20 protein-coding genes and 1 pseudogene are annotated in these 17,464 nt (G+C 64.8%); 8 read left to right on the plus strand and 13 right to left on the minus strand.

The window, feature by feature from the left end; translation table 11 throughout:
• Positions 1–44 precede the first annotated feature (44 nt).
• Complete coding sequence (locus tag C7449_RS17220) at positions 45–845, plus strand: class I SAM-dependent methyltransferase (RefSeq protein ID WP_108004134.1); 801 nt, start codon at positions 45–47, stop codon at positions 843–845.
• Positions 846–906: 61 nt separating this feature from the next.
• Here the strand turns inward: C7449_RS17220 and C7449_RS17225 are convergent, their stop codons facing one another.
• A complete protein-coding gene (locus C7449_RS17225; protein WP_210204751.1) occupies positions 907–2,199 on the minus strand; it encodes a tetratricopeptide repeat protein in 1,293 nt (430 codons plus the stop codon).
• A gap of 35 nt (positions 2,200–2,234) precedes the next feature.
• Here C7449_RS17225 and C7449_RS17230 point away from each other — a divergent pair, with 35 nt between their 5' ends.
• Entirely contained in the window at positions 2,235–2,906 is a 672-nt protein-coding gene (locus tag C7449_RS17230) for a sulfotransferase family protein (protein ID WP_108004136.1), read from the plus strand.
• Positions 2,907–2,910: 4 nt separating this feature from the next.
• Here the strand turns inward: C7449_RS17230 and C7449_RS17235 are convergent, their stop codons facing one another.
• From C7449_RS17235 to C7449_RS17245, 3 genes are all read right to left on the minus strand, one after another.
• Positions 2,911–3,867: a glutathione S-transferase family protein gene (locus C7449_RS17235; protein ID WP_108004137.1), complete on the minus strand. Its 957-nt coding sequence runs from the start codon at positions 3,865–3,867 to the stop codon at positions 2,911–2,913.
• A gap of 205 nt (positions 3,868–4,072) precedes the next feature.
• Positions 4,073–4,960 (minus strand): LysR family transcriptional regulator, encoded by an 888-nt coding sequence (locus C7449_RS17240; RefSeq protein ID WP_245414429.1) that lies wholly within the window; start codon positions 4,958–4,960, stop codon positions 4,073–4,075.
• Positions 4,961–5,210: 250 nt separating this feature from the next.
• Positions 5,211–5,681 (minus strand): aminoacyl-tRNA deacylase, encoded by a 471-nt coding sequence (locus tag C7449_RS17245; RefSeq protein WP_108004139.1) that lies wholly within the window; start codon positions 5,679–5,681, stop codon positions 5,211–5,213.
• Positions 5,682–5,948: 267 nt separating this feature from the next.
• On the opposite strand from C7449_RS17245, the gene C7449_RS17250 reads away from it, so the two are divergent.
• Entirely contained in the window at positions 5,949–6,356 is a 408-nt protein-coding gene (locus C7449_RS17250; RefSeq protein ID WP_108004140.1) for a DUF488 domain-containing protein, read from the plus strand.
• A gap of 106 nt (positions 6,357–6,462) precedes the next feature.
• On the opposite strand, the gene C7449_RS17255 is transcribed toward C7449_RS17250, so the two are convergent.
• The 4 genes from C7449_RS17255 to C7449_RS17270 all read right to left on the minus strand — a co-directional run bounded on the left by C7449_RS17255 (position 6,463) and on the right by C7449_RS17270 (position 9,383).
• A complete protein-coding gene (locus C7449_RS17255; protein WP_108004141.1) occupies positions 6,463–7,539 on the minus strand; it encodes a Gfo/Idh/MocA family protein in 1,077 nt (358 codons plus the stop codon).
• An 8-nt stretch (positions 7,540–7,547) separates the two neighbouring features.
• Positions 7,548–8,333: a ThuA domain-containing protein gene (locus C7449_RS17260; RefSeq protein ID WP_108004142.1), complete on the minus strand. Its 786-nt coding sequence runs from the start codon at positions 8,331–8,333 to the stop codon at positions 7,548–7,550.
• Positions 8,334–8,439: 106 nt separating this feature from the next.
• Positions 8,440–8,781, minus strand: a complete 342-nt coding sequence (locus tag C7449_RS17265; protein WP_108004143.1) for an SMR family transporter — start codon at positions 8,779–8,781, stop codon at positions 8,440–8,442.
• Positions 8,782–8,822: 41 nt separating this feature from the next.
• Positions 8,823–9,383 (minus strand): TetR/AcrR family transcriptional regulator, encoded by a 561-nt coding sequence (locus C7449_RS17270; RefSeq protein WP_108004144.1) that lies wholly within the window; start codon positions 9,381–9,383, stop codon positions 8,823–8,825.
• 175 nt (positions 9,384–9,558) lie between these two features.
• On the opposite strand from C7449_RS17270, the gene C7449_RS17275 reads away from it, so the two are divergent.
• Complete coding sequence (locus tag C7449_RS17275; RefSeq protein ID WP_108004145.1) at positions 9,559–9,969, plus strand: group II truncated hemoglobin; 411 nt, start codon at positions 9,559–9,561, stop codon at positions 9,967–9,969.
• Positions 9,970–9,973: 4 nt separating this feature from the next.
• Positions 9,974–10,345: a DUF423 domain-containing protein gene (locus tag C7449_RS17280; RefSeq protein ID WP_108004146.1), complete on the plus strand. Its 372-nt coding sequence runs from the start codon at positions 9,974–9,976 to the stop codon at positions 10,343–10,345.
• Between the two features lie 79 nt (positions 10,346–10,424).
• On the opposite strand, the pseudogene C7449_RS17285 reads toward C7449_RS17280, so the two are convergent.
• Positions 10,425–10,742: pseudogene (locus C7449_RS17285) on the minus strand (DUF2325 domain-containing protein); the annotation flags it as partial.
• Between the two features lie 612 nt (positions 10,743–11,354).
• Between C7449_RS17285 and C7449_RS17290 the strand changes: the two are divergent.
• Both C7449_RS17290 and C7449_RS17295 read left to right on the plus strand, forming a co-directional pair.
• Positions 11,355–11,729, plus strand: a complete 375-nt coding sequence (locus C7449_RS17290; protein WP_108004147.1) for a hypothetical protein — start codon at positions 11,355–11,357, stop codon at positions 11,727–11,729.
• Positions 11,730–11,848: 119 nt separating this feature from the next.
• A complete protein-coding gene (locus C7449_RS17295) occupies positions 11,849–12,280 on the plus strand; it encodes a hypothetical protein (protein ID WP_108004148.1) in 432 nt (143 codons plus the stop codon).
• 22 nt (positions 12,281–12,302) lie between these two features.
• Here C7449_RS17295 and C7449_RS17300 read toward each other — a convergent pair whose 3' ends face one another.
• The 3 genes from C7449_RS17300 to C7449_RS17310 all read right to left on the minus strand — a co-directional run bounded on the left by C7449_RS17300 (position 12,303) and on the right by C7449_RS17310 (position 14,673).
• The gene (locus C7449_RS17300; protein WP_108004149.1) at positions 12,303–13,802 is read right to left on the minus strand and encodes a sensor histidine kinase; all 1,500 of its coding nucleotides are present in this window, start codon (positions 13,800–13,802) and stop codon (positions 12,303–12,305) included.
• A 122-nt stretch (positions 13,803–13,924) separates the two neighbouring features.
• Positions 13,925–14,485, minus strand: a complete 561-nt coding sequence (locus tag C7449_RS17305) for an RNA polymerase sigma factor (RefSeq protein WP_108004150.1) — start codon at positions 14,483–14,485, stop codon at positions 13,925–13,927.
• Positions 14,482–14,673 (minus strand): NepR family anti-sigma factor, encoded by a 192-nt coding sequence (locus C7449_RS17310; protein ID WP_108004151.1) that lies wholly within the window; start codon positions 14,671–14,673, stop codon positions 14,482–14,484. The genes C7449_RS17305 and C7449_RS17310 overlap by 4 nt, the downstream gene beginning before the upstream one ends.
• A 153-nt stretch (positions 14,674–14,826) precedes the next feature.
• On the opposite strand from C7449_RS17310, the gene C7449_RS17315 reads away from it, so the two are divergent.
• Entirely contained in the window at positions 14,827–15,621 is a 795-nt protein-coding gene (locus C7449_RS17315; RefSeq protein WP_108004152.1) for a response regulator, read from the plus strand.
• A 256-nt stretch (positions 15,622–15,877) separates the two neighbouring features.
• On the opposite strand, the gene C7449_RS17320 is transcribed toward C7449_RS17315, so the two are convergent.
• Positions 15,878–17,461 (minus strand): FGGY-family carbohydrate kinase, encoded by a 1,584-nt coding sequence (locus tag C7449_RS17320; protein WP_108004153.1) that lies wholly within the window; start codon positions 17,459–17,461, stop codon positions 15,878–15,880.
• Positions 17,462–17,464: the final 3 nt, after the last annotated feature.

Raw genomic sequence — 17,464 nt, forward strand, 5'->3', positions numbered from 1 at the left:
CCGGTGGGCCAACTTGCATCCTTTGGTTGCTGAAAGGTAATGCCATGATCCGGAACCGCGTTGCGCCATTCGACCTGCCGAAAGTGAAGCCGGAGCATCGCCTCGGGGTTTTCAGCCGTTTTGAAGATCTGGTCGTAGCTCGCATCAAGGAACTCACGGCGAACGGTTCGAAACCGGATCTCGAGCGGGCGCGGTTCTTTCGTTTTCTGCTCGACCGGGTCGATCCGGAGGCTTATGGCCGCCTGCAGGAGGAACAGCTTTCTGCGCCGGTCTTCAGTGCCGACAACAGGACGCTGAAATACTTAGATCCGATACGCTGGTTTGAGAGCAAGCTGGCGCTGGCGCATTCCGTCGGACTGCCCGAGCGACAACCACTGCGGCTTCTGGATATCGGCGCCGGGCCCGGCCACTTCCCGGTGGCCGCCGAATTCTACGGCCATGTTGTCACCGGCGCCGACCTACCCGCCGGTGATCCGCGGCGGCTGGATCAGGGTGATCTGTTCGGGAGGCTATGTTCCCTATTCGGCATAAAATGCGTTCCGCTCGAGGTGCTAGCCTTTTCGCCCCTGCCGGATCTTGGTGAGCCCTACGACGCGGTCACGGCGCTTCTCGTCAAGTTTTCGGCCCATGCGGACGGAACGCTATGGGGCCTGGACGAATGGGGCTTTTTCTTGCGCGACGTACGCGACAACGTGCTTAAGCCGGGCGGCGACCTCATCCTCAAGCTCAATAACGGCATGATCACCGACGCTGTTTGGCAATACCTGGCCACACGCGCGACCGGGGCCGACCCCAAGAGCAAGCTGGTCAGGTTCGACCGGCTGTCGCAGCTTTCGCTCGACTAAGGATTGATAATCAGCTGTGGCATCCACGCGTTGGATAGCCAGCACACGACCTGCGCCAGCGTCAATCGCCGGCGAGAAGCATATCGTGGCGTGCCATGAGCTCGCGATACGTGTCCTGCACAAGTTCGTTCCCTTCGATAAAGGCATGTTGCCTTTGCGGAAGATCGGCAGGGGCCAGCGGACGGATCTTTACGCTGTAGTCGAGCTCACGCAGATTTGCCATGGAACCGCGATTTCCGCCGACCGCATGGCCGGGAATGGTGCGCGTCAGTATCTCGGGCGAGTATGGAAGCCCGAGCTTGCGGCAGACCGCTTCGGCGTAGGGTGCGGGGTTCTCGGCAAACGCATCGAAGTTCAGGAAGATCGTCTTGCCCGTGGGCTTGAGGTCAAAGAGGAAGTGCCGGTAAGAGCCAAGCCATGTCTGGATGAACTTATCCAGTTCGGCACGATAGAAATCGGCGCTTTCGCCTTCAGGCAACTTGTTCAGCTTTGACCGCCATGCCTGGTCAGGCGACTTGAACATCACGAGGGCGTCGAAACGCAGCTTCGGATCGTTTTCGACCAGCTTGACGAGGTTCTTGTCGGCCGAGATCAGGTGCAGGGCGCCTAACCGCGCTCCGATGCGCTGATACCAGTCGGTATGATCGGCAGCGAGCCCGAGTCGGAAATCGCGGCTCAACACCTCGCATCCGTCACCACAGACAGAACACGGCACAAGCTTTTCCTCGTCCACATAGTGCTCGAACGACAGGGTCGTAAAGCTTCGCTCATGCCGACGCTTGATCAGCCAATGACTCTCGCCGATGCTGGCCACCCCCGGAAGGCCCCCAAGCATCCGGTCGAACAAGGTGCTGCCGCAATAGGAAATGCCGCAGATCGCGACATGGTGGATGGGCCGGCTCTCCCCCTCGGAGAGCCGGAAGCGCCTAGCGCGTTCAAGGATTGCGATCTGCCCGGCTCCAAGGGACGCCAGCCTCGGGTCCCTGGGATTGGCGCACCACAGATGGTAGCTGGCCTCGATGTCTTCCGGCACCTGCTCAAAAATCGACCGCCAGACCTCTAACGCCTTTTCGGCGCGGCCGGTCTCTACCAGATCCCGCGCCAGACCGCGGGCGGCGGCAAGATCATCGGGCCGCTTCTTGAGGAAGCCCCGCGCGAGGGTTTCGGATGTGGCGAAATCGCGGGCTGCGCGCGCCTTGAGCCACTGGGCGCGATTACTGAGTTTCTGAGGCTGCGTCACGGTTTCTGTCGGGTTCCTTGCTGTTATCGCAGCGGGCACTAGCATGTCTTCTTCCTCCAGGCTACCGCTACGTGAGCCGGACTTGCCTTTTTGGCGAAGATCGCCCAGAAGCAACTTTTGCGATAAAAAAATGGGAACAGGTTTAAAGAATGACGCTGAAAACGGCGCCCAGAACGGTCCATTTCCTCCACATCGGAAAGAATGCCGGGACCCAGATTTCCGCGGTCTCGGCTCATGTCATGGAGCAAAAGCCGGACCTTGAGATCGTCAAGCATTCACATCAGATCCGATTGGTTGAGCTCCCCAAGACAGCGGAGTACTTCTTCTCGATTCGCGACCCGATCTCCCGTTTTGTATCGGGCTTCTACAGCCGCAAGCGCAAGGGGCGACCGCGGTTGAACGTGGAATGGTCGTCTGGCGAGCGAATCGCCTTCACCGAGTTCGAGCACGCGGTGGAACTGGCCGAAGCGCTCTGGTCTCCGGGGGCGCGCGGTGACCTGGCATTCCAGGCTATGCGTGCAATATCTCACACCGCGGCGATGCAGGCCGACTGGTTCTACCGGCAGGGATTTTTTCTGAAGACACGGCCCCCTGTGTGGATTGTGCGCCAGGACGCCCTGGAAGCCGACCTTCGCCGCCTGTTTTTAATTCTCGGCTATGAGGGTGTCCTGCCGATCAGGGCGGAGGCAGCCCACAGCAACGATTATTCCGCCGTCCCACCATTGAGCGATCTGGCGCGCCAGAACCTGCGGCTCTGGTTTGCCCAGGATCTCGCCTTCGTCGATCTCTGCCACCGCTGGATCGCGGCGCAGTCCGCATAAGCCATCAAAGCCCCAGTTCGCCAAGGTCGGGGCCGTCGGGGACGATGCCGTTCGGGTTGAGCGACCGGATCGAATAATAGCCCTGCTTGATGTGGTCGATGTTGACGGTGTCGCGCACGCCTTCGATGGCGAGGACGCGCTTCAGGTAGGCGGTGAGGTTCGGGTACTCGGAGATGCGGCGCTTGTTGCACTTGAACAGGCCGTGATAGGCCGCATCGAAGCGGACGAGGGTGACGAACAGGCGGATGTCGGCCTCGGTGAACGGCGTGCCGAACAAAAACGGCCCTTCGGAGAGCCGGGCCTCGAGCTCGTCGAGCATCGCAAAGACGCCGCGATAGGCCTCGGCATAGGCGATCTGGGTGGTGGCGAAGCCCGCCCGGTAGACGCCGTTGTTGAGTGCGGGGTAGATGCGGTCGTTGAGCGCGTCGATCTCGGCACGCAGTGCCTGTGGATAGAGGTCGATGCTCTGGTCGGCGAGCGCACCGAAGCCGGAGTTGAACATGCGGACGATTTCGGCCGACTCATTGCTGACGATGGTCCTGCGCTGCTTGTCCCACAGCACCGGTACCGTGGCACGGCCTGTGAAGTCGTCGTCGGCCAGGCTGTAGAGTTCATGCAGGTAGGTCGCGCCGTTCAGCTCGTCGCGGTTGGCGCCCGGATAGTCGCCGAATCGCCAGCCCTGGTCGGTCAGTGCCGGCTCGACCACCGAAACCGACACGACGTCCTCCAGCTTCTTCAGCCTGCGGGCAATCAGGGTACGCGAGGCCCACGGGCAGATCAGCGCGACGTAGAGGTGGTAGCGTCCCGCTTCCGCAGCGAAGCCGGCTTCGCCGCTCGGCCCGGCGCGGCCGTCCGGCGTGACCCAGTTGCGGAAGCTTGAGACCTGGCGGACAAAACCGCCCTTTTCATCCTTCGCCTGGACCGGTTGCCATTCTTCTGTCCACTTCCCGTTCACGAGCATAATGCATTTCCGTTCATAAGAGAGTTTTCGGGGTGGCGGCGGGAGCAATCATGCGCTCGGCCCACCGCGATTGAATGAAAGATAAGGCTTTCCACCGCAGATACTATCCGGAAGATGGCAAGCCATTATTTCCACAATGGAATGAATTGCCGCTCGGCGGCACCCTGCGCGACATCGCGATCGAGCGCGGGGCGGGCGCTTGCGTTCACCAGCCCTTGTCCCATTCCGGCCCGTCGCGGAAACGGGCCGCCAGGAAGTCCACGAATACCCTGACCTTCTGGGCCAGGTAGCGGCCGGGCGGGTAGAGCGCATAGACGGCAAGCGGGCTTGCCTCGAAGTCGCGAAGCAGCGGCATGAGGCGATCGGCGCGGAACCGCGGCCCTGCGATGAAGCTCGGCGCGCGGGCGATGCCGAGCCCGGCCTCGGCGGCGATGAGCGCCACCTCGGCATTGGAAAAGCGCAGCCGGCCGCCGACCCTGATCAGCGTGTCGCCGCCGTCAGGATTTCGAAACGCCCAGGCGTCCGGTTCGCGAAAATTCGTGTCTATGATGCAGCTATGGAGGGCGAGATCCGCCGGCACCTGGGGCGCCGGGTGGGCGCGCAGATAGTCCTGCGACGCACAGACGACGATCCTGGCCTCGCATAGGCGGCGGGCGACCAGGCTCGAGTCGGAAGGGCTGCCGATGCGGATGGCCACGTCGAAGCCTTCGTCGACCAGGTTGACCACCCGGTCTGAAAAGCTCAGCTCGAGCCCGATCTTCGGAAACTGCCGGGCGAAATCGACCAGCGCCGGGGCCAGCTGGGCAGCGCCGAATGATACCGGGGCCGTCACCCGCAAGCGCCCTGTGGGCGCGCCGGAGACGTTGCGCACCGCATCCTCGACCGCGTCGAATTCGGCAAGCAGACCCCGGATGCGCTCGAAATAGGCCAGTCCGGCCTCGGTTGCGGCCAGCGCCCGGGTGGTGCGGTTGAGCAGGCGCACGCCGAGGTCCGCCTCGAGCCGCGACACCAGTTTCGAAGCCTGGCCGGGGCTCGTGCGCAGTCGCGCGGCGGCTTTGGCAAAGCTGCCCGCTTCCATCACCGCAACGAACATGCGCGCGCATTCGAGCCGATCCATGCCGCACTAGTAGCGGTTCGACACGGATCGTCCAAGCGCCGTCTCGCCTCGCTCATTGCAAGACCATGAACTCTCAGGCGGCGCGCTGCAGGTGGCGGCAATGGCTAGGCAAGCGGTGCGAACCCGTGGAGGAAGCAGATTGGTCGATCGGCGAGCAAGCCGCCGTCCGCAAAACACGGCAAGCTGGCCGAACCGAGTTGCCGGCGTTTACTGCGCGAAAAGTCCGCTATGAAGCGTGGCTGAAGCGGGCGATCTGGGCGTCCTTCATCAGCGTGCGAAAGTTCGACCCGGAGACGTGCACGAGCGTGCGGTGATCTCCCCCCTCGAAATAGACGTCGTTGGCGTTACCGAGGCTTTCGTCCATGATCACCGGGACGTTATAGGCCATGCCCACCGGCGGGGCCGCACCCTCGTCGCAGTCGGAAAACAGCGTGCTGACCTCATCCTCCGAAGCCAGGCCGAGGCGCCGGTTCATGACCTCCTGCAGGGTGGTGAGTTCGATCCGGTGGGTGCTGGGGACGACGGCCAGCACGTAGCCGGCCTCATGATGAACGACGACGGTCTTTGCGAGCCGGCTGCCAGGAACATGGGCCGCCTGCGCCGACTGGCTGGTGGTTGCCGTGCGGTGGTGCGGGACGGTATCGTAGGCGATGCCCTCGCGGTCGATATAGTCCTGAAGCTTCCTTGCGATGGTCATGGGGGCGTCCCTTCTGCGCTATGGATGGCGGTGACGCGTGAGCCGATATTTTCCTCCCATCCGCGGCGAAGTCAACGGCCGATGGGGCGCCGGCCGGCAAGCCCGTCGGCAGCCGCGGCAGTGGCGGCTGCCCATGTTTCCTTGCTGAGCCTCGGTGCATCGGCCCGACACGCGTCGCGGGCAGACGCCAGGGACGCCACATCCATGGCCTGTGCAACAGCCCTGTCCGTTTCGTCGTCTAACCTGTAGGATGAATGCGAAAGCGGGATGCAATCTCAGCACCTCATTGCTCGGCTGACGAACGGGAGAGACGCCGTGACCATACGCTTGAAACGTGTCTACGAGACTGACAGGGACGGCGACGGGACGCGGGTCCTCGTCGACCGGTTGTGGCCGCGTGGCCTCGCCAAGGAGAAAGCCGGCATCGATCTTTGGCTCAAGGACATTGCCCCAAGCGATGACCTGCGCAAGCGGTTCCACGCGCGACCGGAGCTATGGGACGAATTTCGCGCCGCCTATGCGACCGAACTGGAGCGCGAACCCGCCCAGACGGCCCTCGTCGAGCTTCGCGGCCTCCTGAAGCATGGTCCGGTGACCCTGCTCTATGCCGCGCGCGACGAGGAGCGCAACAACGCCGTTGCCCTGAAGGAATGGCTGGAGCGCGAAGCGCCCTGAGCAAGGACGGCCGGCGCTGTCGCGTGATTTCGACAGCCAGGAGGCGGCCGAGCCGCTCACTGTCAAATTCCTGTCCGGCTCCGTCCGGGCGCACATTTCGCGGCGCTCAGCCGTGCGAAGTCTTCGGCTCGGCAGCGGCCTGAACCGCCAGCTCGCAGCGCTCCTTTTCGGCCGCAAGCGCCAGATCCAGAACCTTCTGCAGTTCGGCAGCATGACGGAAGCCCGGTTCGACCGGCCGGCCGGCGCGCACCGCCTCGACGAAGCGCTGGTAGTTGGTCGGCACCACGCCGGCGTCGATCGCCCTCCAGACGGCGTTCTCCACGTCGTCGCCGAGACAGCCGCGCAGCGTCGAGCCCTCGGTGGTGTGGATCACTTCCAGGGCGCCCTTGTCGCCGTGCATGCGCAGCCGCAATTCGTTAAGGTGACCGGTGGCCCAGCGGCTGGCATGGATGACGCCAAGCGCGCCGTTCGAGAATTCTGCGGTCATGGTGAAGCTGTCATTGGCGTCGAGATTGTACTCGCCGATGCGATTATCCGGCGCCTTGTCGAAGGCCTTGGTACGGGCGAAGATCGTTTCGACGTCGCTGCCGCTGCCGTAGCTCGCGAAATCGAGAATGTGGATGCCGACGTCGCCCAGAACCCCGTTCGAGCCGTGCCGGGTCGACAGCCGCCACAGCCATTGGCTCTGGGTCGTCCAGTCGCCCCAGGCCTTCGAGACGAGCCAGCTCTGCAGGTAGGAGGCCTCGATATGGCGGACCCTTCCGATCGCACCGGTGAGGACGAGTTCGCGCGCCTTCTGCAGCGGCGCGACGTTGCGATAGGTGAGGTTCACCATCGTCACGAGTCCCGACGCCTCGGCCGCCCGCGCCATTTCATCGGCCTTGGCATAGGTCTCGGCCAGCGGTTTTTCACAGAGCACGTGCTTGCCCGCCGCAAGCAGCGCCAGCGTCGTCGGATGATGGATCCTGTCCGGGGTGACGTTGGTGGCCGCGTCGAACGCACCCCAGGCGATCGCCGCATCGAGCGTCGGAAAGGTATGGGCAATGCCATGATGGGCGGCGAATGCCGCAACGCGGGCCGGGTCGACGTCGACCGCGCCGACGAGTTCGACCCCGTCGATCGCCGCGAAATGCTCGGCGTGACTGTTCGCCATGCCGCCGGTTCCGAGGACGAGAAGTCGCATGGCTTGCCTCACCGGTAGCCTGCGTCGCCGGGCTTGTGCAGGCGCGGACCACGCTCGACGATAGGCTCGAGGGCGCTTTCAACCGGAACGTTTGGCGCGTCGTGCACGGCGGTGTAACGGGGCTGCGGATTGAAGGCCCACCTGACGCCGTTGCGCAGCACCTGGTGCACGGTGGTGTCGTGGTAGGTGGGATAGGTTTCGTGGCCGGCGCGGAAATAGAAGATGTTGCCGGCGCCGCGCCGCCAGGTGAGCCCGGAGCGGAACACCTCTCCGCCCGCGAACCAGGAGACGAAGACCGTTTCCAGCGGCTCCGGCACGGAGAACGGCTCGCCGTACATCTCCTCGTACTCGATCACGAACTGCTCCGGCAGCCCGGCGGCGATCGGATGGCGCGGATTGACGACCCAGACGCGCTCCCGCTCGCCGGCCTCGCGCCACTTCAGGCCGCAGGTCGTTCCCATCAGGCGTTTGAAGATCTTGGAGAAATGCCCTGAATGGAGCACGACCAGCCCCATCCCTTCCCAGACCCTGTTGGCGATCCGCTCGACGACGTCGTCGGAGACGGCGGCGTGATCCTTGTGGCCCCACCACAGCAACACGTCGGTCTCCTCGAGCCGGTCGGCCGGTAGGCCGTGTTCCGGCTCCTGCAGCGTGGCGGTGGTTGCCTCGATCCCGGGGTCGGCGTTCAGGGCATCGGCGATCGTGCGGTGCATGCCGATCGGATAGATCGAGCGCACGACGGCGTTCGTCTGCTCGTGAATGTTCTCGCCCCAGACGACCACCCGTATCGCCATCGCAATTCCTCGGTGAAATCCCGCTGCGCCGGCAGCCGCGTCAGCGATCCAAAGCGGTTTGTGCCCATCTTTTTAACGCGGTGGCGGCGATTGGCAAGGTTCGACGTCAGTGAAACGTCGATTCGGAGAAGATGTTCAGCACGAGCACGCCGGCGATGATCAGCCCCAGGCCGAGGACCGCCGCTGCGTCGAGCGCCTGGCCGAACACGAAGTAGCCCACCAGTGAGATGAGGACGATGCCGAGCCCGCTCCAGATCGCATAGGCGATGCCGACCGGTACGTAGCGCAGGGTCCAGGAGAGAAAGTAGAAGGCGATGGCATAGCAGACCACCATCGTCAGCGTCGGCACCGTCCGGGTGAAATGCTGCGCCGCCTGCATGGCGGAGGTTCCGAGCACCTCGAACACGATCGCGGCCACGAGGACGGAGTAGACAAGGGTAAGGTTCATCACGGTCTCCGACGCAGCGCGAGGTTTCGGGCAGGCCCAGTTCAGGAATACGAGAGTTCGGTCAGGCGCCGCGCAAGCATCCGCGCCCGCTCCGGCGGCATGGCATGGCTTTCCAACACGGAGCCGAGCCAGAGGCCGTCGACGGCGAAACGCACCAGCTCGCAGTCGATCGACGCATCCGTGCCGGCGTGCAGGACGGATTGCTCCTCCACCCAGCGGCGCCAGCGCCGGCGCAAATTGGGCTCGCCGAGCAGTGCCATCGTCATCGCCTTCCAGCGCCCCTCCTCCGCCATGCCGCCGGGCACGAAGCAGGCCTGCAGATAGGCGCGGGTGTAGCGCCCGTGCGGCTCCGGATCGCTCCGCATCGCCTCGCGGATTGCCGCATCCAGCCTTTCCATCAAGTCGTCCAGCAGCCCGTCCAGCAATGCCGCCTTGTTGGGGAAATGGTGCAGCAGGCCGCCCTTGCTGACGCCGGCAGCGGCAGCGACGGCATCGAGGGTCAGGCTGCCGGCGCCCTTCTCCAGGCACAGGCTTGCCGCCGCCTCCAGCAATTGCTGGCGGACGGCCTCCGGCTGCTTCTTGCGCTGGTGGGCGATGCTCATGAGAAAACATACCGTCTGGACGGTTTTATTGCAAGAGATGTCACGGCTGTGTCGTGCGGCGCACCAGCCGAATTGTGCGCCCCCCCACGACCATCTGTCACAACCCCGCCATTGTCGTTGCCCCGGCCCAACCGGTGGATTATCTGTCGGGCGGTGACAGAAGGCGGAATTGCCGGTGCAGAACGAAGTTACGGGAAAGACGATAACGCTCTACGAGGCGATCGGCGGCGATACGGGCGTGCGCACGCTGACCAGCCGCTTCTACGCGCTGATGGACACCCTGCCGGAGGCGGCCGCCTGCCGGGCGATCCACCCGGCCGATCTCTCCGGCAGCGAGGAAAAGCTCTACGAATACCTCACCGGCTGGCTCGGCGGGCCGCCGCTTTACACCGACAAGCATGGCCACCCGATGCTGCGCCGCCGCCATTTCGTCGCCCCGATCGGTGCGGCGGAGCGCGACGGCTGGCTTGTTTGCTTCACCCGGGCGCTGGAGGAGACGGTGGCGAGCGCGCAATTGCGCGCCATCATCCTCGAACCGGTGGCGCGGCTTGCCCACCACATGGTCAACCAGCAACAGGACGGATGATCACATGAACAACTCGCTCGGCCGCGCGGCGACACTCTTCTTTGCAGGGATTCTCGGCGTTGCCGGCGTCGCGAGTGCCGCCTTGGCCTCCCATGCAAGCGGTGATCCGCGGCTGATGGGAGGCGCCTCGGCGATGTGCCTCGCCCACGCACCGGCCCTGGTCGGCCTCTATGCCGCCTGGCCGACATTGCGCACGGCCGCCGTCGCCGCCCTGCTTTTGATCGTCGGGACCCTGCTCTTCGCCGGCGACCTCGCCCTGCGCCATTTCGCGGGGCACGGCCTGTTTGCCATGTCGGCTCCGGCCGGAGGGTTGCTGATGATGGCCGGCTGGCTCACGATCGCCGCCGGCGCCTTCATGCCCAGGCGTCAAGCCTGACCGGTATCATGGTGGCGCTGCAGGCCGGTCAGCTCGCGAGCGCCATACGGCCTGCCGCCAGTAAAGGCGGGCCGGACGATCATCGGTCCGGGCTTTCTTCGCTAAGGGTTTGCAGGGCCTTTTCGAAGCTCGATTTGCTGCCGTTGCGCAGCGGCACGAACGCCTTCTCCCACTTCTTGCAGCCCGACTTCACCCGCAGACAGGCGTCATGGCTGATGCAGTCGATCGGGCAGAATACACAATCGACCGATGGGAGCACGTTGTCGATGCGCGACACGGCCTCGCGCAGGCCACCGTCATGATGGATCAGGTTGGCGCCGAACGCGCTTGCGATCCGCCGCAGATGCACCACCTGGCAATCGCGGCCGCCGACATAAAGAAAGCTCCGCCCGGCAAGCATCGCCTTGGATGCCCTTGACGGCTCGCCAGCCTCGTTCGACACCGGCTGGCGACCGGGCTGCGCCGGCACCCGTTTTCGGTCCGCCTCCCCGGTCCGCCGCTTCACGCGGGCAATCTCTACGGTTCGCTGCGGTCGCGGGTCGACCTTCCGGGGATTCTCCCCCAGCGGCCCGCCCTCGGACGGGGCGATGCCCGTGGACGCCAACCGCGTCTTGAGCGCCGCGACCTCCTTCTCGAGAACATCGATGCGCGCGTCGCGCGCGGTGATCATCGCCTTCAGCATTGCCTCCCGCTGACCATCCCTGCCTGAGTGCATGCGTCGCTTTCCTGAATTCATTCGGATCGACGCAACCCTATAAAAGCTCCCAATCGGAGTAAAGTATAATATGAGTACAATACTCATCTTTTCGCGCGAGCATGATGGTGGCTCGGTCGCCGCGCCGCCAGCGTGCCGGTTGAAGGCGACTTGCCTGTCGGGGAAACTGGGATCAATCTGGAATAGCGGTGATGGGCTCGGCCCTTCGCCTTCCCGCGTAAGTGGAACATTCCCAGGGTTGTCGGCGTTGTCGCCGCGAACCGAAACTGCATCTCAAGGGCAAGGAGGGATTCCATGGCATCCGGAGTATTTTCGCGCGGCAAGGACCGCGTGACCGAAACGACCGAGAGCATCGAAGAGCAGATCGCCGAGCTGCGGGAGCAGATTTCCGGCCTTGCCAGGCTTGTCGCCCGCGACGTTGCCGATAGTGCCGGCGATGTGCGCAGCCGTTTCTCGGTATTGCGCGACCGGGCGCGGGAGGCTCGCGCCAATGCGCCGGCCGATCTCGAGGAGCTCATCGCCAGCGGCGAGGAAATCCTGGCCGAGCTGACCGACCGCTATCGCAAGACGGGCCGGGAGATGCGCAGGACCGTCCGCGAGCATCCCGTAGCCACGCTCGGGGCAGCCGCTCTTGCCGGCTTCCTGATTGCCGCGCTCTTCCGCCGCTGACCTCCGCTTGAACGGCGGACCACGAGGATGACGAGGCCGGCGGTGAAAGCTTCCGGCCTCATCGATGACGGGGACAAAGGCGATCCGCCGAGGCGGCGCGAGTAGAGGAGCGGCAATCCATGGTTTCGATCGTAGCGGCCCTGGCCCAAAGCGTGCTTTCCGGGGTCGAGGAGAGGGTCGGGGAGACGCTGGCGCGTTCGAAGCGCGGCGCGGTTCTGGGCGGGATCGCCGGCCTGCTGTTGCTGACGGCTTACATCCTCGCCGTGATCGGCGTGTGCGTGTCGCTGGCCCGACACTATGGCGCCCCTGCTGCCCTGTTCGGAGTTGCCGTGGGTGCCGCTGTCGTCGGCCTCGTCCTGATCGCCGTTCTAATCGAACTGAACAGACGCGACGCCCGGCGGTACCGGAAGCGCCGCCGCCAGATGGAGGCGCGCCGGCAACTCGCGGCACTGGCCGCCGGTACCGCCGCGCGTCGGCCGCTTGCAACCGCCACCCTCGGCCTTGCGCTCGCATTGTTGCTCGGATCACGATCCCGCCGGCACCGCGATTGATCGAAGCGGCGCCGCCGCGCTTTCAGAGGGGGACCCGCACCAGGGCTGTCAGGCCGCTCGGCAGGAATTCCAGGTGAACGCTGCTGCCGAGCACCTTGTCCAGGCTGCGTTCGATCAGCACGATCCCAAATCCCCGCCGCTTGGGCGGGGTCACCGGCGGTCCGCCGGTCTCGTGCCATGTCATGTTCAGAACCTTGTGCCCGGCTTCTTCCACCACCCGCGCAGTGATCACCAGCCGTCCCTCAGGAACCGACAGCGCGCCGTACTTGTGCGCGTTCGTCGCAAGTTCGTGCAGCACGAGGCCAAGCCCGATCGCCTGGTCGGGGCCGAGTTGCACCTCGTCCTTGTGTATCTCGACCTGTCCGTCAAAATCGTCGGCATAGGGCCGGACCTGCGCCTGGATCATCGCCATCAGGCGAATGCTTCCCCACTCGTGATCGCTGAGGAGCGCATGCGCCTCCGAGAGCGAATGCAGCCGGCCGGCGAAGGCTTCCATGAACGCGGCCGGGTCGCTGGTCTGACGCAGGGTCTGGCGAGCGAGCGACTGGAGCATCGCCAGCGTGTTCTTCACCCGGTGGTTCAGCTCACGCAGGAGCAGTCGCATCCGCTCGGAAGCGATCTGTCCCTCGGTCACGTCGAGCGTGATGCCGAGGAACATCAGCGGCCGGCCATCGCTGTCCCACTCGTGAACCCGTCCCCGCCCGAGAAGCCAGCGGCCGGTGGCGGCCGCGCGAAACATCCCGTCATATTCACCGCCGCTCTCCAGCGCCTGGCGCAGCTTCGCAACGGTGGCCCGTCTGTCCGACAGGTGGATGGCCGAGAAGATCCGGCGGGCCTTCAGCGGGGCTCCGGGCTTCAGGTCCAGCATTCGCACAAGCGGCGCGTTAGCGACCACGGCGCCCGTCCTGATGTTCCACAACCAGCTGCCGACATTGGCCGCATCGAGCGCGGAGGCTTGCCGCTGCTCCTCGCGGGTAATGGCGGCGTTGGCAATGGCCCGCCGCCGCGACTCCTCTTTCGCCAGAAGCAGCGCCCCGGCAAGCTTGGCAAGTTGCTGCAGGTGCAGCAGCGACGCATCGTCCGGAAGGGTCGCCCGCGGCGCCGTATCGAACACGCAGACGCTTCCGATCACCTGCCCGACATGGGTGATCGGCGCTCCCGCATAGAAGCGCAGATGGGGCTTGCCGGTTACATCCGGCAGTCTGCAGAATCGCTTGTCATGCAGGGCGTCGCCGACGACGATCGGCCCCCCGGTCCCCGTCAGCAGATGGGCACAGAAGCAGTTGTCCGTGCTGGCACTGACCTCGGCTGTCCCGCGGCGGGCCAGGTACCACTGGGTGCGGTCACCGATGAGGCTGACGATGGCGATCGGGGCAGACATGAGGCCCGCGGCAAGGTCGGCGATCCCGGTGAAGTCGGCATCCGGGCCGACATAAGCGGGCCGCGCCGCATCGAGCGCTTCCAGGCGTTCAGACGAGGCAAGTGCGGCAGCGACCGACGCTGGCACGGCCTGGACCGTCATCGCGTCCGGGTCCTTGACAGACGAACCGGGACGAAACGTCCGTCGCGCGCCGGTTTGCCCTGCATCTGTGCTGTCCACCACATGTCCCCACTCACCTGTAATCTCACGCCGCCAGCGCTTCGCTAGGATATGAATGCGCGCGACGTCAGGGGCGCCGAGACCGCATCGGGTCCGTACTCCCCTTCATCCGACAGCTGCAGGATTTCCTGCAGCTTCTGCCTGGCGCGGTTGACGCGGCTCTTGATCGTCCCGAGCGCGCACCCGCTGATTTCCGCGGCCTCCTCGTAGGAGAAACCCGATGCGCCGACCAGAACGATCGCCTCGCGCTGCTCGTCTGGAAGCAGCGCGAGGGCGCGCTGGAAGTCCTGCATGTCCAACGCGCCATATTGCGCCGGGTGCTGGGCAAGGTTCTCGGTCAGGATGCCTTCGCTGTCCTGCACCTCGCGGCCGCGCTTGCGCAGCTTGCTGTACAACTCGTTGCGCAGGATCGTGAAGAGCCAGGCCTTCATGTTGGTGCCCATTTCGAACTGTTCCTGCTTGGCCCATGCCTTCATGATGGTGTCCTGTACGAGATCGTCCGCGTCGTGGTGGCGGCCGACCAGCGAGATGGCAAACGCCCGCAGGCTCGGCAGGATCGACAGCAGTTCCCGTTTAAAGGTGTTGGCGGGCTGCGGTTGCGTCATCGATGGCCACCCCCCAGGTGAGCCTCGCTACGCTGCTCGGCGACGTCAAGCCTCTCCAGAAGTTCAAGAAATCTCTGCGGTATGGGTTCCTCCTGAACGGAAAGATAGAACGAGCGCAATCTATGCGCAATCTGAGCGTCGGCCGCGGCCGGGACAGCCGGCAATTCTGGTCGATTCTGCTGTTCCATGGCTATGTAAACACCTAACTATTTGTCCGTGCTGTATTCAGAACTGCAAATGCGCCGTAGTCAAAAAGGTTCCCGACCTTCGGAACCAAAAAAAGGCGACGGCGTTCAGCAACTGCCGGGGCGCCATCAGAATCGGCGCAAGGGGAGTTGGAAATGCCCAGTTCAGACCGCATTGTGCCCTATTTGCCGGGCCTACGTCGCTACGCCCGTGCCCTGACGGGTGCGCAGTCTTCCGGCGACGCATACGTGGCCGCGACCCTCGAAGCCATCCTTATGGATCAGAAGCTGTTCGACGAGACTGACGACGACGACCGTCTGTGCCTGTTCCGGCTGCTGACGCGGATGATGTCCTCGCTGCCGGTTTCGGTTAGCGACTCGGTGCCTATCGGCTCTGGTTCGCAGACCCCGTTCGATCTGAGTGCCGTGCCGCCCCGCGTCCGCCAGGCATTGCTGCTGGTGACCATGGAGAGCTTCCCGACGGCCAGGGCGGCGGAGATCCTCGACACGGACGAGGACGAGGTCTGCGGCCTCCTCGACACCGCCTTCCGCGAAATCGCGACGCAGGTGGAGACCGGCATCATGATCATCGAGGACGAACCGCTGATCGCACTCGATCTGGCAGACATGATCACCGACATGGGCCATCACGTCACCGGGATCGCCCGCACGCAGTCCGAGGCCGAGCAACTCTGGAGGGACACCCGGCCCGGGCTGATCCTGGCCGATGTCAGGCTGGCCGACGGCAGTTCCGGAATTGACGCGGTCAACGCGATCTTGTCGCGCACCGAGCTTCCCGTCATATTCATCACCGCCTATCCCGAGAGACTGCTCACCGGTGAACGGCCCGAGCCGGCCTTTCTGGTCAGCAAGCCGTTCCACGCCGAAACGGTGAAGGTTCTCATCAACCAGGCTCTGCTGACGCACCATGGCGACCGTGCCGCCGCCTGAGAGCGGCGGCATTCTGAGAGCGGCGGCATTCTCCTCGTCATTGGCAGAATTGATCTCGTTTGATCCCCTAAAAAAAAGGCAGCCAGTGCGGGGAGCACTGGCTGCGCGTTTCTCCGCAGGTCGGAGGGGACACGGCCTGCGGTTCGTGTCACCGGCTAGAGGGCCTCGCATTGGGGGAATGCGTGTGCCGGAGACAGCCGGTAAACACCCCAGTCGCCGAAAGGTTCCTGCGGCACAGAATATTTATTTGAGGCACTCAGGAAATCTGTTCCAGCTCGTAGCGGTGGCGATAGAGCGCCAGGAAACGGCGATATTCAAGGTCGTAGTTTGCCCGCCTGGTCGGATTGGGCTTGTGGACAGTGGCGTCCGGCTGCATGCAGGCTCCCGCGCAAGCCAGGTCCGGATGAATGCCGCCGGCAACCGCCGCCGCCATCGCCGTTCCGAGCAGCACCGCATCGCTCGTATTCGGCACGATCACCTTGCAGTCCATGACGTCTCGGTAGAGCTCCATCAGGAGAGGATTGTGCAGGTGGCCGCCGGTCACGTGCAGCGCCTCGAAGGAACGGCCGGATTCCCCGAGCTTCTCGACGATGTGCCGCATGCCGAGCACGATCGACACGCAGGTCTTCCAGTAGAGCCGGCACAGACCGTCGAACGTGGCGTCGAGCGACAGGCCGCTGATGACGCCGAGGCCGTGCGGGTCGGCAAACGGCGAGCGGTTGCCGTGAAAGTCGGGCAGGACGTACAGCCTTGCGGCGAAGTCCTGCCCGTCCGTCGCCCGCAATTCGCCGACCCGGTCGACGATGCGCTGATGAATGGCCGGGCACGGCGTGCCGCCGGCGCTGTGCAGGCGAGCTATGTGGTCGAGCAGCGCGCCGGTTGCGGATTGGCCGCCTTCCGCCAGCCATTGTCCCGGCAGCAGCGCCTCATAGTACGGCCCCCACATGCCGTGTCCGAACCGCGCTTGCCCGGAGAGCGTCACCACGCAACTCGACGTGCCGCCGATCAGGGCGAGCTGTCGCCCAAGCCGCCGCGGGTCGCCGGCAAACCCGCCCAGCACGCCGAGCGCTCCCGCATAGGCATCTATCAAGCCGGCCGCGACCACGCAACCGGGCTGAAGGCCGAGATCGGCCGCGGCCTGCACCGTGAGATGCCCCACGGCACTGCCGACCGCCGCTGTCTCCTTCGGCAGCGCGCCGCGCTCCCTCAGGTCGGGCAGCCCGATCGCCTCGAGAAAGTCGTCCCGCCAGCCGTTCTCCTCGTGCGCCAGGTAGTTCCACTTGGCGGTCGTCGTGCAGCGGGACCGGGCCAGCTGGCCTGTTGCCCGCCAGGTGAGGAAATCGGCGAGGTCGAAGAAATGCCCGGCCCTGGCCCACTGCCCGGGCAGGTTGCGCTTCAGCCACATCAGCTTCGGCATCTGCATTTCCGGCGACATTACCTTGCCGGAGTGGTCGACGACGGCGTGCCCAGTCGCCGTACAGAAGTCGGCCTCGGCAAGCGCGCGGTGATCGAGCCAGACGATCGTGTCCCAGCGCGGATCGGCCCCGCCGGACACCGCCAGTTGCGCGCCGGCTTTGTCGCGCACGACCAGCGAACAGGTGGCGTCGAAGCCAAGCGCGCCAATCCGATCGGCGCCGACCTTCGCCGCGCCCTGCGCCTCTCTCACCGCGATGCAGACCGCCCGCCAGATATCTTCGGAATCATGCTCGGCATGGTTTTCCGCCGGCCGGTTCATGGCGATCGGGTGCTCGGCGCGTGCGAGCATCGCGCCCCTCCGGTCGAACACGCCCGCACGGGCGCTTCCGGTCCCGACATCGACCGCAACCATCAGATCGCGCATGAA

The organism is Mycoplana dimorpha, assembly GCF_003046475.1.
Classification (GTDB): Bacteria; Pseudomonadota; Alphaproteobacteria; order Rhizobiales; family Rhizobiaceae; genus Mycoplana; species Mycoplana dimorpha.